Below are 17,133 nucleotides of genomic sequence, written 5' to 3'. Positions count from 1 at the left end.
GGAGGGCCAGAACATGCGTCCTGCCAACAGGTGCCGACGGTGTCGGCTTTGAACCCCTGTCCCCGATCAATTCAGGTGGGGGATTTTGAAGTGGCCATAAGTGGGGGAATTTGGGTGGCCATCAGGGCCCTCATGAACGCTGGTGATCTGGGGTGAATCCGGATAACCGAAACTCTCAAATAGATATTCAATGGAGTCTGTTTTCTGGTAGTTTGTAAAAGCAGCGCCATGACCGATGACTTTTTCCGTAACTGCCTGGATCAGATGATCGATTTGCGCCACCCACTGGCGGTGCTGGCTAGTTGCATGCCTTGGCAAGCAATAGAAGCATCTCTTGCCCAGCGTTGGGCTCATCAGGTGAAGGCAGGCAAGACGATCGAGGATCTCGACCTGTTTGGCACGGTCAATGCCGATGCCGGTGGTGGCGTCTCCAACGCCGGTCGGCCTCGTCTGCTCACACGATCCAGGACACATCGGCCAACACCCTGCACCTGAGCCTGGCGCAAGTGCTACAGAGCCCACACAAGGTCATTGTGATTGACGCCGCCAGCAACGACGAAGTCGTGCTCGGTGGTGCAGGCTGGCATGACACCGGAACCAGCACCGTGGTGGATATCGACACCTATGCGCTTTAGAGCAACCAGGCCGGGCATGTGCTGATCAACGACCACGCCAAGCTCTCGGTTGTGATCTAAGGCAAGCACTCGATCGTCACGGTGCTTTCGGCTCACATGTGAGCTGAAAGCACCGCGACGAAGCAGCGCTCAAGACCGCGCTGACAGCCGACATCCGCTACATCTTTGACTCCGGCACCAAACTGCTCCAGCCAAGGTCATTCAAACTTCGGTTGGAAGTTCATGTAGATGGCGTGACCGAATCCAGCACGTTCACAATGGTTTTCACACCAAAGGCCGAGGAGCGATAATTGAAATTTCATGACCTTCCTTTTACTTTTTTAATGACTATCCAGCATGGGCAGTGCCTCAAAGAGGCTTCGCCAACCAGTACTGCGCCATCTGGTTGTAGACACCCTGCTGGTTCATCTGTCCTATCGACGAGGGCGCAGACGCGCTGAACGTGGCAAGAGCAGAAACGAAGGCGTTGATTTTTTGCACGCCGACGATTTCATAACCACCGGATTCGAATCGCTCCACCTTGCCCTTGAACGAGGAGTCTGCATACCAGTCGGCCATCACCACATGGTTCGACGACCCTATGCTGCTGACCACCAAGGAGTTGCCCTGCTTGGAAAACCAGAGTTTTTCGTAACCGGTGTCGGCATCGAAGACCACCCGATCCGTATCAGTGATTGTGTCGCCCTTATCCTCTTCGTACAAGATGTCTGTGCCCCAGTCGCCCGAGAACTCATACTTGTCGGAGCCGTAGCCACCGGCAAGCTGGTCGTTGCCCGCGCCACCACGGAGTCGGTCGTTGCCGCCGTAGCCCACCAACTTGTTGGCGCCTGCATCCCCCTCGAGCCAGTCGTCAACCTCGGTACCGCCCACGTTCTCAATGCCCTTGAGAACATCGATGGCGCCGCCGTCCTTGGTCACCCCGTTCTCGTACCACGTGTGGACCTGGGAAGTGGCAAGCGAGGCATGGATGCCCACACCCTTGGAACCTTCTGTGGCACGATAGCTGACGAAGTCTTCATCCGCACCGCCGTCGAGGGTCTTGCTGCGGACGAATCGCTCCACTCCTAAGCTCAGGCGACCGTCAGCAGACAGCAGGCCAGACACCCCACTGAACTGCTGACCGCCAAGCTCGGCGTATCGCACATCGCTGCGGGCTGTCAACCGCGCGTAATTGGACGCATCACCCTGCAAATCCAGGCCGCCCACTACCACTGCCAAGTTGCCACCCAAGGGGCCATGCATGGAGGTGGCCAAGGTGGACAGATCGATCCTGTCGATCGCAAACGCCTGACCCAGGTCGATCATCACCCAGGAAGATCCATCTGTGGCTTGGCTCAGGTAGGCATCGGTCAAGAGGGTACCCTCTACGCCATCGATGAGCTTGGCCCCTGGAGAGCCGCTGGCGGCCCCGTCGGCCGACAAGATCACCTTAGCGCTCGAGGCCACATTTTTGCCGCCCGACCAGACCTTGAGTTCCGACAGCGACAGGGCACGAGCCACACCCGGGGTGTGCCGAATCAGCAGATAGCGGCCTTTGAGGGTAGCGGCCTCTTGCTCAACGAAGATCGCGTCATTACCCGAGCCACCCATGATGGTGTCGCGTCCAGCCCCAGTAGAGATCATGTCGGCGCCATCGCCTGACTCCACCCAGTCATCGCCATCGCCAGCCCACAGCCGGTTCGCTGCGGCACTGCCGACGATCTTGTCGTCTCCCGAGGTGCCCACCAGGTTTTCCATGTCCTTGAGGCTGTCGATCACGCTGGCCTCACGCAAGCTGCCGTCGATCTGCCGCCAGGTCTTGACGGTCTGGCTGGCCGTATTCGACAAGTCGGCCTCAATGCCGGCGCCGTCAACCACCTCCATCTGCTGGTAATCGGCGGTGTCCACGCCCTCACCGCCTTGGACGGTCTTGGCATCGCCCCAGGCACCCAGGCCCGCCAGTGCCAAGCGCTTGACGCCCTGACCAGCCATGGCGTCCCCGGTGGCCACCGTGGTCTTGATGGCCATGGCACTGCCCCAGTCGAAGTCCTGCCCAGTCACGTTCTTTTGAACATAGGCCGCGCCCAGCACAAGGGCCTCGACCCCGCCGGTTGGGGTGTCCCGCACCTCCACCTGAACCGCCCGGGTGACGCTGCCGTCCCAGAACTGAGCCCAGAACGTCAGGCGGCCTTGAACGGTGCGGTCAATCCGAGCAATCTCCGCGAGCTGGTCTCGCCCTAAGGAGGCGCCGTTGAGAGTGACCGCAGTGGCCCTATCCACGAGGTTGATCTCGGCCACCCGCCCCACAGCGGCCAGGCTGCTCGCCGAGCCCGCCACATACCCGGCGGAGGTCCAGGTTTGATTCTGGCGCTCATGCGCGATGGCGATGGTGTCATCGCCCGCCCCGCCCAAAACGGTATCCCGCCCTGTGCCGGTGGAGATCACGTCGTTGCCCGCCTGGCCGTCGATCTGGTCGTTGCCGCCGTTGCCCCACAAGCGGTTGTCTGCCGCGCTGCCGATGATCTTGTCATTGCCGGTAGTGCCCACCAGGCTTTCGATGTTGGCGAGCTTGTCGGTCACGCTCGCGGCATTGATTGTGCCGTCGGCGTTGCGCCAGGTCTTGACTGTCTGGCTGACCGCGTTCGAGAGGTCGGCTTCGATGCCCGCATCGCCCAGCACCGCCAAGGCGCTGTAGCTCACCGTGTCCTTGCCATCGCCTGCGTCAATCTCCTTGGCATCGGTGAATTTGGTAAGGGCTTTCCAAAGTTTCATGCTGGCCAGGGTGTAAACCGCCCCAGCGCTGGTGCCTTGCTGATTCCAGTCAAAGGCGGAGGCCGTCACATCACCGACAGTAGATTTGGAGGCCAGGACGCGGGCGCTCACGTTCACGTCTGTCGCGTCGGCAAACTGCACACGGACAGCTCGGGTCTGGGTCCCGTCGTAATAGCCGATCCACAGTGTGCGGGTGCCCACACCCTGGGCCGAACCTTCGTCCTGCAGGATCTTACCGGCCTGTCCGGAGGGGATGCCAGCGCCACTCAGGACGAAGGCGCTCGTCAGGAAGTTGACCTGGTCCAAGGTGCTGGTTGCAAGAACATTACGCGCACTGCTGGACAGAGGCGTGTCGTCGCTGAAGAAGTCCCCATCTGCAGCGTGCTCCACCTGAACAACATCATCGCCAGCGCCACCCCGCACCGTGTCCCGGCCCGTGCCGGTAAAAATGTTGTCGTTGCCGCCGCGGCCGTCAATATCATCGTCACCACCATAGCCCCACAGCCGGTTGTCCACCTCACTGCCCACGATCTTGTCGTTGCCCTCGGTCGCACCCAGGTTTTCGATGCCATTAAGGCTGTCGGTTGCGCTGGCCGCGTTGATCGTACCATCGGTATTGCGCCAAGTCTTCACCGTCTGCTTGTTCGTTATCGACAGGTCCGCCTCAATGCCCGCGCCGCGAAACACTGCCATTTGTTGGTAATCGACCTTGTCGGTGCCCTCGCCTCCGTCGATGGTCTTTTGGTCGGTCCATGCGCCAAGCCCCACGAGCGTCATTTTCTTGACCGTGTAGCTGGCCAGCGATGCCACATGCCCGTCTGCCCCAAGCCAAACACTTGAGTCAATGACGCCAGGGCGGCTGATGACCACGTTATCGATGCCCCAGGCTTCATCGCTGGCCAACTGGTCGAGCGTCGAGCCAAAGCCCAAAGTCAGGCGACCATTGGCATCGGTCACCGCCTGGAACTTATAGCGGTGCAATTCGTCAAAGTCCGGGTCGTATCCCCACCCACCCGTTGAGGCGTTGGACGGATTGCCAATCTTGGACCCGCCGTCCAGCCGACCAAAATGCAGTGATTTGGAACTGACCTCAGAGCCATTGATAAAGACCTTGAAGCTTTCGCCGTCCCACGAATCAATCTCGTACATGTCAAAGGAGACCGTGACTTCGGTATTGGCATACGCCTTGCCAAAATCATAGGCTTTGGACACCACTTGCTTGCCCGTGCCATCAGAAAACCGTCCCAGAAATCCGTTCATCGGCGCCGCCAGCGTCGTGACCTGGCTGACTGATCCCCACTGAGCTGTACTGACCCAGCCCGTTGGCGTTGAGCCTGCGTCGAATGTCTCGTGAGACAGCGCTACCGGCGCCACGCCAGGGCGGCTGATGGCCACGTTATCGATGCCCCAGGCTTCATCGCTGGCCAACTGGTCGAGCGTCGAGCCAAAGCCCAAAGTCAGGCGACCATTGGCATCGGTCACCGCCTGGAACTTATAGCGGTGCAATTCGTCAAAGTCCGGGTCGTATCCCCACCCACCCGTTGAGGCGTTGGACGGATTGCCAATCTTGGACCCGCCGTCCAGCCGACCAAAATGCAGTGATTTGGAACTGACCTCAGAGCCATTGATAAAGACCTTGAAGCTTTCGCCGTCCCACGAATCAATCTCGTACATGTCAAAGGAGACCGTGACTTCGGTATTGGCATACGCCTTGCCAAAATCATAGGCTTTGGACACCACTTGCTTGCCCGTGCCATCAGAAAACCGTCCCAGAAATCCGTTCATCGGCGCCGCCAGCGTCGTGACCTGGCTGACTGATCCCCACTGAGCTGTACTGACCCAGCCCGTTGGCGTTGAGCCTGCGTCGAATGTCTCGTGAGACAACGCTACCGACACCACTTCAGCGTTCCAGTCAAAGTTCTGTGCAGTCACGTTGCGTGCCACCAAAGCAGCCCCCAAAACGCTGGCCTGCACACCGCCACTGGTCGTATCACCAAGCAACACCTTCACCGCCTTGGTAGCGCTACCGTCCCAGTACTGCGCCCAGAACGTTACCTGCCCCGTCTGGCTGCGGTCGACCGACGTAATCTGCGCCTGGCGCTCCCCGCCAAAGAATGCACCATCGACCGTTATCGTGTTGGCAGAATCGGTCAGGTCGGCGTCAAAGACCCGCCCCATCGCAGCCAAAGTCACAGGCGCCGCCCCCAGGGTTGCAGCCGCGCTCCACAGCAGCTTCTGGCGCTCATGGGTGACCAGCACCGTGTCATCCCCCGCCCCGCCCAGCACCGAGTCTCGGCCCAGGCCCGTGACGATCGTGTCGTTGCCGCCCCGGCCCTCGATCATGTCGTCGCCGCCATAGCCCCACAGCCGGTTGTCCACATCGCTGCCCACGATCTTGTCGTTGCCGCCTGTTCCGCCCAGGTTCTCGACGTTCTGGAGTCTGTCGATGGCGCTGGCCGCGTTGATCGTGCCGTTGGCGTTGCGCCAGGTCATCACCGTCTGGTTGTCCGTTTTCGACAGGTCCGCCTCAATGCCCGCGCCCTGAATGCCTTCAAAGCTGGAGTAGTCCACCGTGTCGGTGCCCTCGCCCCCGTCGATGGTCTTTTGGTCAGCAGCCAAGATGGCCTTGGCGTCAATCGTCACCTGGCTCGACCAGCCATCGTGGCGGCTGGAGAACACCCCCGACATGGCCTCGATCTGCGTCGTGCTCATCGCGCTCATGTCCACGTCACTGACGTACACCGTGAAGTCGCCGTTCATGCCCGCCCACGCATCCGTGCGGCCAAACACGTTGATCGCATCGATCCCGGTCGAGGCACCCAGGTCCACCTGGACCCAGCCGCCTCCTACCATCGAGCTTGCAAAGATGCCGTCTTTCCACATGTCGCCACCGGTATTACCATCAACAAGATTGCCCGCCTTGTGCTGGCTCGCATCAAATTGTCCGGATGTCGCCAATGTCTTGCCTCGCGCAATGTTCTCCCCACCGCGCATCACTTGCAGCTCCGCCAGGGTCAGGTGCTGCGCCACCCCCGCGTTTTTGCGGATCATCACGTAGCGCCCCTGCATCGCCGGCGCGCGCCGCTGCACCACGACAGAGTCATCCCCCGCCCCGCCCAGCACCGAGTCTCGGCCCAGCCCGGTGAAGATCGTGTCGTTGCCGCCCCGGCCCTCGATCATGTCGTCGCCGCCATAGCCCCACAGCCGGTTGTCCACATCGCTGCCCACAATCTTGTCGTTGCCGCCTGTGCCGCCCAGATTCTCGACGTTCTGGAGGCTGTCGATGGCGCTGCCCGCGTTGATCGTGCCGTTGGCGTTGCGCCAGGTCTTCACCGTCTGGTTGTCCGTTTTCGACAGGTCCGCCTCAATGCCCGCGCCCTGAATGCCTTCAAAGCTGGAGTAGTCCACCGTGTCGGTGCCCTCGCCCCCGTCGATGGTCTTTTGGTCAGCAGCCAAGATGGCCTTGGCGTCAATCGTCACCTGGCTTGACCAGCCATCGTGGCGGCTGGAGAACACCCCCGACATGGCCTCGATCTGCGTCGTGCTCATCGCGCTCATGTCTTGATCGCTCACGTACACCGTGAAGTCGCCGTTCATGCCCGCCCACGCATCCGTGCGGCCAAACACGTTGATCGCATCGATCCCGGTCGAGGCACCCAGGTCCACCAGGACCCAGCCGCCTCCTATCGGTGAGTTGGAATAGCCTTGACCTTGGTACACAACCTGTTTGGCCGACTTGTGATTCGTCTGGTCCCCTGTCCTAGAGGAGACCACGGACGCCCCTTGCACAATATTTACTCCACCGCGCATCACCTGCAGGTCCGCCAGTGCCAAGGCCTGCGCCACCCCGGCGTTTTTGCGGATCATCACGTAGCGCCCCTGCATCGCCGGCGCGCGCCGCTGCACCAGCACCGTGTCATCGCCCGCCCCGCCCAGCACCGAGTCCCGTCCCAGTCCGGTGACAATCACATCGTTGCCAGACTGTCCGTCCAAAAGGTCGTTGCCCGCATACCCGTTGAGCGCGTTGTCCTGACCATCGCCAACCAGCCTGTCCCCTGCGTCGGTTCCTCCCAGGTTGTCGATGTTGGACAAGGTGTCCTTGATGGTCCATGATGCGGGGTCAGCCGACCAGGTGGTCGCGGTTCCCGAGAGCAAAGAGGCGTTGATGCCCACACTGAAAGACGTTGCCGTGTACCGGTAGTCAAGCGTGTCTACACCCCGACTCCCGTGAATGGTCTTCTGGTTTTCATAGGCAAAGGTTGCGGGAGTCAAGGAGACCCGTCCGACCTGTCCGTCCTGGCGGCTCATGAACACGCCCGTGCTCCCTTCGATCTGCGTCGTGGTCATCGCGCTCATGTCCACGTCGCTGACGTACACCGTGAAGTCGCCGTTCATGCCCGCCCACGCATCCGTGCGGCCAAACACGTTGATCGCATCGATCCCGGTCGAGGCACCCAGGTCCACCTGGATCCAGCCGCCACCTACCATCGAGCTTGCAAAGATGCCGTCTTTCCACATGTCGCCACCGGTATTACCATCAACAAGATTGCCCGCCTTGTGCTGGCTCGCATCAAATTGTCCGGATGTCGCCAATGTCTTGCCTCGCGCAATGTTCTCCCCACCGCGCATCACTTGCAGCTCCGCCAGGGTCAGGTGCTGCGCCACCCCCGCGTTTTTGCGGATCATCACGTAGCGGCCCCGCAATTGTGTGCCTGCATGCTCTGCATAGATCATGTCATTGCCATCGCCCCCCAGGACGATGTCACGACCGCTGCCAGTGCCAATCACGTCATTGCCCGCGCCACCGTCGATGGTGTCGTTGCCGGCGCCGCCCATCAGCACGTTGGCCTTGGCGTTGCCAATCAACACGTCGGCCTTGGACGTACCACGGATGTTCTCGATATTGACCAGCAGATTGGTGAACAAAGTGGTTCGCCCCACCCCCGAATCGTGGAAGAAGTACACCGCACCCTGGTCTGGCATCCAGACAGGAAACTGAGCAGCAAGCTGAGCAGCAGTCCAGCCCATTGCCTGCTGTAAGCCTTGGGTGTCGAGCCCCAGACGGATGCCTGTGTTGTGCATGCGCGACTCGGCATTGAATTGGCTGTAGTCCACCCAGTCGGTGCCGCCCCCGCCGTCGTAGCGGTCGGCCCCCACTGAGGCCACGAAGAAGTTGTCTTGGTTGCCGCCGAAAAAAGTGTCGTTACCCACCGAGCCCTTGATCCACTGGATGTTGGTCAGATGGTCGGTGGCGGTGTAATTGACCTGCTTAAAGCCCGTTTCAATCCACTCAATGGTCTCTGTGCGCTTGCCATAGCGCTCGGTGCGGGTCTTGATTTCTTCATAAGCCATCATGCCGACGCCACTGCGACGGACGGTGAACGACCCATCGGCGGCTTGCTGCAGGGTCATCGATGACCCCCCCCCCCCTTTACCCCCCGTATCCGCCACAAACGCTTCGGTGTAGTCCACCCCGTTTATACCGGTGCCGCCGTCTACTTGAAAATGTCGCGCGCCCGCAAAGATAACGTCATTGCCACCGCCCATGCTCATCCGGGCGGGCAAGTTGTCGTTGTTGTTGAGGTTGTTCAACGACAGGCCTCTCAGGCTAACCGTGGTCGAAGTGTCGCCGTCAACAAAGCTCCATTGCCTGGGTTCATAAACGATGCGGGTGCTGTAGCTGTCCTTGCCGGTGTTTTCCCTGATCCGCATTCCTGTGTCTGAAGCAGAGATGAGCGGGCCATAAAAGCTCACATGCTGCTTGATCAAGTCGGTGGACAGGTCCACCGTACCCGTGTTTTTGTCAAGGATGGAACGTATCATGACGCCTTCGTTGACGCCTGCTTTCTTGCGCAACGAATAGGCAAAAAACACAGCAGAAGGCAAAGAAGCACCTTCGCGAATGATCGCCGCCAAGTTGCTTTGCAGTTCGTTGCTGCTCAGCCCCAGCAGCACCAGCAGGCGTTCCGAGCCGTCCGTCGACAGGCCTGAGGCCATGTCACTGATCGAGCTCAGAAAGTTCTGGCTGGCAAAGATCTTTCGGGCCTCGGCCAAATAAGACTGGTCCCAGAATTTTTCAAACGAGCCGTGCTCGCTCAGGATAGAGCCACGCATGGCGTCGGCGCGGTCTTCCAGGATGAGCTGGTGAAAGAGTGGGCCAAATATGGCCCACAGTACTCCAGTCCCCCCAAACGCCAGGATTGCCATGGGGCCTGAAAGCGTTAACCAACCCTGGGTGCGCATAGATTCGCCCAGGTATTTATAGCCGTCAAATCCATAAGCTTTGTAACCGTCGGATATGCGGTCAAGCCGATCCGCGAACCGAAGCATGGACACACCAGCTTCAATCTGTACTGGGCTGAATAGCAGGGCCACACCGACAGCCAAAATTGCCGCGCCCACCCAGCCCGGTGGCCCGCTAGTGGACAGCAATCCCGCAGCTTGGATTACCGTAATTGAAATAACAATCGCTGCAGCCAGCGATTGCATGCCGATTTCAACGCCAGCAGCCGCTCTCTGGCTGTCTGTCATTCGGCTGCCTGCATTGGCCAGCACATGGGCTTGCGCCGCAAGGCTTACGATGATGGAGGCTGCCATCAAGAACGAAGAGGCGAGACCCATGGCGGCCGTCACATTGCCCAGGCGCGCCGAGGTCATGAAAGCCGTCTTGGCGGCGCCTGAAGTCCCGCCCATCATGGGTGTGGACAGCCCGGCCATCAGCTCGCGAATCAGCAGTTGCTTTTCCACCACGGTCAAGCCATTGGCGAGGCTGGCCAGGGCGTTGCCCCCGGTGACCATGAAGGAACTGGCCAGGGCCAGTTCAGCTGCCGTTCGGTACACCGGGTCCTTCTCGTTACCAAAGTCGGTGGCAAGATTGCGAGCAATACCCAGCGCACCGAATACAGTAAACAAAGCCAGGCCCGCCGAAGTCAATCCTGCGTTCTTGAGATCAAGGCGGGCGTTGGCCAAGCTCTTGGAGCTTTGCAGGGAAGTTGCATCCAAACCCAGTGCTTTCATCCCCTCGATGCGTACATCCCAGTTGGCCTTGATGCCTCTTTGAGAGGACACGTACCAGATATTCTTAGCCAAAAACGCCGCCTCGGTGGCGGCGAAGAGCACATACCGGGCAATCTGGACCTTGTCCCAATCTTGTCCACGGTTGGTGGTTCCGGCGATGATCATGGCCTGCATCAGGGAGGTAGCCACCCACCCTGCCTGGCCATACCGGCGGGTACTGTCATAGACGCCATTGCCGGTGTAATCAAAGGCCTTCGCCCCCCCGGTCCACTTTTGATATGCCTCGATGGCGTCGCGCACGAAGCCCGCCGGAAAGGCGGCATACGAGTAACTGCCATAAATATTGCCGAACCCCCGGCTGAGGCCCTTGATATCCATAAAGTTACTCATGGGCTGCTCGGGCACTGGCAATGGCATGTTCGCGGCAAAGTAGTCCCGCATGTACCCCATGAAGTCCTTGTCGTCGAGCAGGGACTGGATGTCAGCGAGGTTATTCAGGTTGTAGGTCACGGGCATGATGATTTCCTTGAGGTTCAGTGGTTGCGAGAAGCTTCAGTGGCAAAGGCCTGCTGAAGGTTGCTCTTGAGTGATTCGACAGAGTGGCGCTTTTGGTCGAGCGTGACGTTCTTGCCAAAGTGGTCCCTGATCCGGGCGACCTCTTGGCCCTTTTTTACGTGCAGGGAATGGCCAGTGCGGTCTGGGAAGATTTCGTGTTCGATCTTGCGTGCCACCGCGCGCGTTCCGCCCCAGGGCGCGATCCAGTCGACGAACCAAATGCGATCGCCACTGACCCAGTCGTCCTGCGCAAGGGAGGATGGGGAGCGCAGGTACTGGCGCTCACGCTCCTCGTCCAGGCAGGCCCAGCTGACGTACGCCACGGGTTGACGGTCTTGGTCGCGTCCTAGCATGAACTGGCGGTGAACAATGGCCGGCCAGATGCTACGGGCCAGAAGCTTGGAAGGCCAGTCCGCGTGCAGTGGGGACTGGCTCCAAAGCCAGGTGGCCATGCCCAGCGCCGCCATGGGATCGAAGGCAGCGGACGTGAGCGAGGGGCACAACCACTCAATATCTTTGGGCGAGGGACCGGTAGCTGGAGCGCTGACCGATGACAGGTGTTCGTCCGCTGTGGCTGTGGGTGGACTTGAGTTTGTAAATTGCATGAGCTACTCCTCGTGGTGGATGGGTGTGGGATTCCCCGGCTTATGGCCGGTACTCTTCGAGCAAATGGCCTTCATCGCGGTTTACGCGCAGTTGCGCGATCGCCAGGCGAACCGATGACTGCAGATGCTCGGAGCGGGCGTTGATCAACTCTCTTTGTGCGTTGATGACCTCACTAACCTCGGCAAGTCCCTTGCGGTATCGCTGCTGGGCCGCCTGGTGCGATGCCTGGGACAGGCTTAGGTAAAGCTCTGCATGCGTCTTCAGTGCCACCTCTTGAATGAGCAAGGCGCGGTTCTGGCCCACCTCCGATTCGAGGCGAAGGCGAAGCTCTTCACTTTCCTGGCGAAGACCTTCGAGCTGTGCACCCGCCTCGTCCACCTTGTAGTGCCGCGCGAAACCCTCAAAGATCGGCACGGTCACTGCAAGGCCTACCGACTTCTCTAGCCCCGACTGGGTGATCAGCCCGCGATTACTCTGATTTTGCTGAGCCAGACCCGCCGTCACTGAGGCCGTGAACCATCCTTCGCGTCGGACTTGGCTGCTGCGGTGATCGGCCGCTCGCAGCTTGGCCAGAACCGCCTCCATGGCCGGCCTACGCTGCGCAAGGTAATCCACAGCCGGCGCCTCATCCAGGTTGGGCCTGACTCGCAGGCCGATATCTGCGGCGTCTATCTGCCAGCTGGACACCTGCTCGGGTGCGAGGGCCAGCAACGAGGCAAGGGCAGCCTGCTTGAGCTGAAGGCTCTCGCGGGCACGCAGCTGGTCGATCTTGGACTTGGCCGAGGCGGCTTCGGCCTGCAGCACCTCGGAGAGGCTGGCCGTACCGCCAGCTTCGCGCCCGCGAGCGATCTTGGCGCTCTCCTGAGCCAGCTCCTGACCGCTTTGGTAGACATCTATCATGGCCTGGGCCAGGTAGAGCTCAAAACTCGCCTTGAGCGTTTCAGCCAATAGAGTGTCGACCTGCTCTTGTACCTCCCAGCTGGCTGCGCGCACCAACTCGTGGGCCGATTGAATGCCCGCCGCGACAGCCCCCGACAGCGGGATGGGCACAGACACCGACAAGGCGGTCTTTCGGAGCCGTTCCTGATCGCCCCGCACAAGCAGCTCTGGTCGGTTGTCAATCCGAAATGCTTCAGTATTGCGCCCACTCCTGCTCGAGGTCAGGCTGGCGGTGGGCAAGCCCGCCGATATGGATTGGCCGTGTCGTGCCACCTGCGCCTGCAGTGATGCCAGGGTGATCTTGAGGCGATTGTTCCGGCACAGGGCCAACTGCCCAAATTGCTGCCGCGTGGCTGGCGGCCAGGCTGGCAAGGTCGCACAGAACTGATCCCAGTCGGTCACGGCGCTGCCCAGGTCAGGGGGCGAGGTCCGAGACTCAACCCCCAGGGGATCGGCCAGGTTCCCCGGACCCGCCCAAGTACCTGCGGGCAGGCCCAAGCAAAGTGAAATGCACGCCATCACAAGCCAGCGGTTCCAGGTCTTACCACTCACGGCCAGCCTCCCTCACCGCCGTTAGCATCGGGCTCATGAAGTATTCGATGACCCGACGGTGGCCAATCTTCACCTCCACGGTGACATCCATACCTGCCACCAGCGGATGCGGAAACAGCGCCAGACGTTTCTGCCTGTCGGGCATGGAGATTCGGGCCTTGTAGATGGCGCCCTTCTTTTCGTCCATGGCCGCGGTGGCGGAGACGCCCCTGACTTGGCCGGTCATCAAACCGTAGCGCCCGAAGGGAAAGCTCTGGACCTTGATCTGCACTTCCTGGCCCGCACGGATGTGGCCGATGTCCTTGTTATCAATGACCGCTTCGATCTCCAACTCCAGGCCGTCGGGCACGATGTTCATCAGCGTCTGACCGGCAGGGATCACGCCACCCAGGGTGTAGGCCATGAGGTGGCTGACCTCCCCGTCGATGGGCGCGCGGATCACCATCAGCTCATCCCGGTCCTTGTTTTTTTGGTACTCCTGCTCTGCAGCGGCCAGGCGCATCTCGTAGTCGCGCTGCTGCTCAAGCACTGTGCGGCGCAGCTCCGACACCAGCTGCGCCCGGGCCTTGCCTGCCTCTGTGAGCGAGGCCTGCGCCTCGGCCCGACGACTCTCAAGGATGTTCAGGTCAGCCTGGGCATCGGCCAGCATCTGTTGCTGGTCCAAGGCGCTGTGGCGCGAGACATAGCCCTCGGCCAACAGGTCGCGGTAGTCATCGGTCTTGGTCTGCAGGCGGGGAATGGCCTCTCGCACCTTGTTCATGGCCCCCGAGGCCGAGGCAACCTCGGCGCGTCGACGCTCCAATTCAGCTTCAGCGCGGTCCTTGCGGTCCAGGAATTCACCAAAGCGCGCCTGCAGGAGATCGGTCTGACCCAGCGCCTTCATAGACAAGCGGGATTCGGCAACTGAGGCGCCATGGTCCAGCCACCGCCTAAAAAGCAGCAAGCGCTGGAGCTCCTCGCGCAACGCCAGACGCTCAGCATCATGCTTAGCCGAGTCTGTGGAAATGCCAGGCGAGAACAGTTCCACCAGAACTTCGCCCTGACGTACCTTCTGGCCTTCGCTCACCGTGATGCGCCGCACCACCCCAGCCTCCAGGGACTGGACCGCCTTGACATGCCCAGAGGGGATGATGGTTCCTTGACCACTGATAACCACATCGATGTGGAAGAGGCAGGCACCGATCAGGGCCAGCAGAAAGAAGATGACAATGCCGCGCAGGCCCCAGCCCAAAGTGCGCGAGACCGGCGCGTCCTGGACGGCCAGAGCTGCCGGCAGGAACTCAGCCTCCTCGGCAGTGCGGTCGGGGCGGTCGAGCTGCGCGCGCTGCGCCCAGGCCGCGCGCCATATGTTGCGGTACCTGCCCAGCAATTCACGCCAGGCCGAAAGATGTATTTGAAAGTTCATGGTTACATCTGCTGCATGCGCACAAGGTGGTGATAAAAACCATCGGCGTGCTCCATCAGCTCTTGGTGCGTTCCCGATTCAATGATCTGGCCACGTTCCATCACATAGATCCGCTCGGCTGAGCGGATGGCCGACAGCCGGTGGGCTACGATGATCACAGTGCGGTTGGCCCGGATCTTTTCCATGTTGGCCTGCACGATGCGCTCGGACTCGTAATCCAGCGCACTGGTCGCTTCGTCGAGGATGAGGATGCGCGGATCGGACAGCAAAGCCCTGGCAATCGCGATGCGTTGCCGCTGCCCCCCCGACAGACCCGTACCGTTCTCGCCGAGGACCGTGTCATAGCCCTGGGGCAGCTCGCGGATGAATTCATGAGCGCCACTCATTTCGGCGACATACACCACTCGCTCCATCGTGGCGGACGGATCTGACACGGCGATGTTGTCTCGCACACTGCGGTTGAACAAGGTGTTCTCCTGCAGTACCACGCCGATCTGCCTGCGCAAAGAGGCCGGATCGATCAGCGCAAGGTCGAAGCCGTCAATCAGAATGCGGCCGGCCTCAGGGTGGTACAGGCGCTGGATCAGCTTGGTAGTAGTGCTCTTGCCTGAACCTGACCGCCCCACAATGGCCACAGTTTCCCCAGGCTGGATCACCATGGACACGTTGCGCATGGCCTCACTCGCGCCGGGCTGGTAGCGGAAGGTCACCCCATCGAGCTCCACCCTGCCCTTTAGAGCGGGCAGCGCCGTGTTGCTCTCGAACACCTCGGTGCGCGTATTTAGAATGTCGCCCAGCCGGGCCATTGAAATGCCGACCTGCTGGAAGTCTGCCCACATCTGTGCCAAGCGCATCACGGGCTGCGATACATGGCCCGAAAGCATGTTAAAGGCCACCAGCTGCCCCAAGGTCATGCTGCCTTCCATGACCAACGAGGCACCCAACCAGGTGATTAGGATCATCACCAGCTTGCCAATCAGGGAGACCAAGTTCTGGGCCACGATGCCGGTGCGGTTGGCTTGCAGCGAAGCCCTGACATACTGGGCCAACTGCTGATCCCAGGACTTGATCCAACGGGGCTCGAGCGCCATGGATTTGATGGTGTGGACGCTGGACACTGACTCGACAAGAAAGGACTGGTTTTCAGCGCCCCGATTGAATTTTTCATCGAGTTGGCGGCGCAGCAGCGGTGTGGCCAGCAGGGAGACAGCGAAGTAGCAGGGGATGGAGCCCACAACCACCCAGGCCAAGGGGGCACTGTAGAAGAACATGACCGCGATAAAGACCACTGAGAAGACCAGATCCAGCACCAGGGTGATGCCGTTGCCGGTAAGGAACTCACGGATCTGCTCGAGTGCCTTCACGCGGGCGACCGAATCGCCGACGCGACGGGCATCGAAGTAGGACAAGGGCAGGCTCAGGAGATGTCGGTACAGCCTGGCCCCCAACTCCACGTCGATGCGGTAGCTTGTGTGGGCAAAAAGGTAGGTGCGCAGCAGGTTGAGCACCACATCAAACAGGCTTACCACGAGCAGCGCAATGGTGATCACGTTGAGGGTGGTCGTGACACGGTGCAGAAGCACTTTGTCCATGATCACCTGGAAGAACAGCGGGGTGGCCAACGCAAACAATTGAAGCACCAGCGAGACCATGAGGACTTCGAGGAGTTGCTTGCGGTACTTGATGATGGCGGGAATAAACCAGCTGAAATCGAACTTCGCCAACTCGCCCACCAGCGAGGCCTTGGAGGTCAGCAGGGTGACTTCGCCGGCCCAGGTCTCCTCGAACTGAGCCTTCAACAAGACTTCAGGCGCCTGCACCCCGGGGCGCTGGATCAGATAGCTCTGTTCGCCCTGCTCCTGTCGGACCGCACCCAGCAGAAAGTACTGCCCCCACTTGTCCAAGACAATGCAGGGCAGGCCAAGCAAGTGCAGACGGCTCAATTGCGGCTTGTGAAGCTTGGCATGAAACCCAACCTTGCGAGCAGCCAGGACAAGGTCCCGGGTGGTGAGCTCCGTCGAGCCCAGCGCCATCTCATGGGCCAGTCTTTTGGGGTCCATGGACAGGCCATGGAACACGGCCATCATGGACAGGCAAGCCATTCCGGTACCCATCGCTGGCATCTCAGTAGGGGAAGCTAGGGATTTCACAAACCGACCGAAAGGCAGTATTTGCCAAAGAGGCAATATTTTCGTGAGCTGGCTTTGAGCTCGTCAATAGCTCGTCCGGTGCATGCCCCCCCGAAAACCCCGCACAGCAGGACCCTCACGAGCGCGCAACTCAGCGAGATGAGCCCCGTCTTCGAACACCCTGCATTTTTCAACTTGACTTTCCTCATGTGCCCTGCTTTTTTGATGATTTGACAATTTATTGAAATATATAATTAATATTACTTTTTTTCAACAAGGGTATTCTCTAGTACCCATTTAATAAGTTGGCGCCCAAGATCTTCGTCCTAGGGATGTTCGTTTTTAAGCGCTTTGACCTGGCCAAATTGCTAACCGCCGACACACCCAGCTGCCGCCTGTGAACGTTGGTGGTCACGCCTAACAGGCTGCTGAAATACCCCATTCGCGAGCGCAATTTCGCCCCGCATGGTTTTGATTTTTTTGATTTTCCTTTCGCATTCTGATATTCCCTTCGTTTTTTGTTCGCCTTGGCCCACTTGTAAGC

At 60.1% G+C, this 17,133-nt stretch carries 7 protein-coding genes; 2 read left to right on the top strand and 5 right to left on the bottom strand.

Translation table 11 applies throughout. From position 1 onward, the window contains the following. Window positions 1–228: 228 nt before the first annotated feature. Window positions 229–495 carry a hypothetical protein gene (locus B9Z45_RS16945; RefSeq protein WP_146180940.1) on the top strand — a complete coding sequence of 89 codons (267 nt, stop codon included), beginning with the start codon at window positions 229–231 and terminating at the stop codon, window positions 493–495. 11 nt (window positions 496–506) lie between these two features. After that, window positions 507–635 (top strand): hypothetical protein, encoded by a 129-nt coding sequence (locus tag B9Z45_RS17555; RefSeq protein ID WP_255562054.1) that lies wholly within the window; start codon window positions 507–509, stop codon window positions 633–635. 348 nt (window positions 636–983) lie between these two features. On the opposite strand, the gene B9Z45_RS15770 is transcribed toward B9Z45_RS17555, so the two are convergent. The 5 genes from B9Z45_RS15770 to B9Z45_RS15750 are packed head-to-tail and all read right to left on the bottom strand — an operon-like array spanning window position 984 to window position 16,562. Further along, window positions 984–10,919, bottom strand: coding sequence for a hypothetical protein (locus tag B9Z45_RS15770; RefSeq protein WP_108408166.1), 9,936 nt, complete (start codon window positions 10,917–10,919; stop codon window positions 984–986). 17 nt (window positions 10,920–10,936) lie between these two features. Beyond that, window positions 10,937–11,563 (bottom strand): toxin-activating lysine-acyltransferase, encoded by a 627-nt coding sequence (locus B9Z45_RS15765; RefSeq protein WP_108408165.1) that lies wholly within the window; start codon window positions 11,561–11,563, stop codon window positions 10,937–10,939. Window positions 11,564–11,603: 40 nt separating this feature from the next. Beyond that, window positions 11,604–13,055 (bottom strand): TolC family protein, encoded by a 1,452-nt coding sequence (locus tag B9Z45_RS15760; RefSeq protein ID WP_146180939.1) that lies wholly within the window; start codon window positions 13,053–13,055, stop codon window positions 11,604–11,606. Further along, complete coding sequence (locus tag B9Z45_RS15755) at window positions 13,045–14,460, bottom strand: HlyD family type I secretion periplasmic adaptor subunit (RefSeq protein WP_108408163.1); 1,416 nt, start codon at window positions 14,458–14,460, stop codon at window positions 13,045–13,047. Before B9Z45_RS15755 ends, B9Z45_RS15760 begins: the two co-directional genes overlap by 11 nt. A 2-nt stretch (window positions 14,461–14,462) precedes the next feature. Beyond that, entirely contained in the window at window positions 14,463–16,562 is a 2,100-nt protein-coding gene (locus tag B9Z45_RS15750; RefSeq protein WP_304481802.1) for a type I secretion system permease/ATPase, read from the bottom strand. Window positions 16,563–17,133: the final 571 nt, after the last annotated feature.

It is taken from the genome of Limnohabitans sp. 2KL-17 (genome assembly GCF_003063415.1).
In the GTDB taxonomy this organism is placed as follows: Bacteria; Pseudomonadota; Gammaproteobacteria; order Burkholderiales; family Burkholderiaceae_C; genus Limnohabitans_A.
Note: the sequence above shows the minus strand (reverse complement) of the source record. Positions and strands in the feature narration are given on the sequence as shown.

Coding starts and splice junctions, on each gene's coding strand:
- B9Z45_RS16945 (WP_146180940.1), top strand. CDS start 229: ATGACCGATGACTTTTTCCGTAACTGCCTGGATCAGATGATCGATTTG.
- B9Z45_RS15770 (WP_108408166.1), bottom strand. CDS start 10,919: ATGCCCGTGACCTACAACCTGAATAACCTCGCTGACATCCAGTCCCTG.
- B9Z45_RS15765 (WP_108408165.1), bottom strand. CDS start 11,563: ATGCAATTTACAAACTCAAGTCCACCCACAGCCACAGCGGACGAACAC.
- B9Z45_RS15755 (WP_108408163.1), bottom strand. CDS start 14,460: ATGAACTTTCAAATACATCTTTCGGCCTGGCGTGAATTGCTGGGCAGG.
- B9Z45_RS15750 (WP_304481802.1), bottom strand. CDS start 16,562: ATGGCTTGCCTGTCCATGATGGCCGTGTTCCATGGCCTGTCCATGGAC.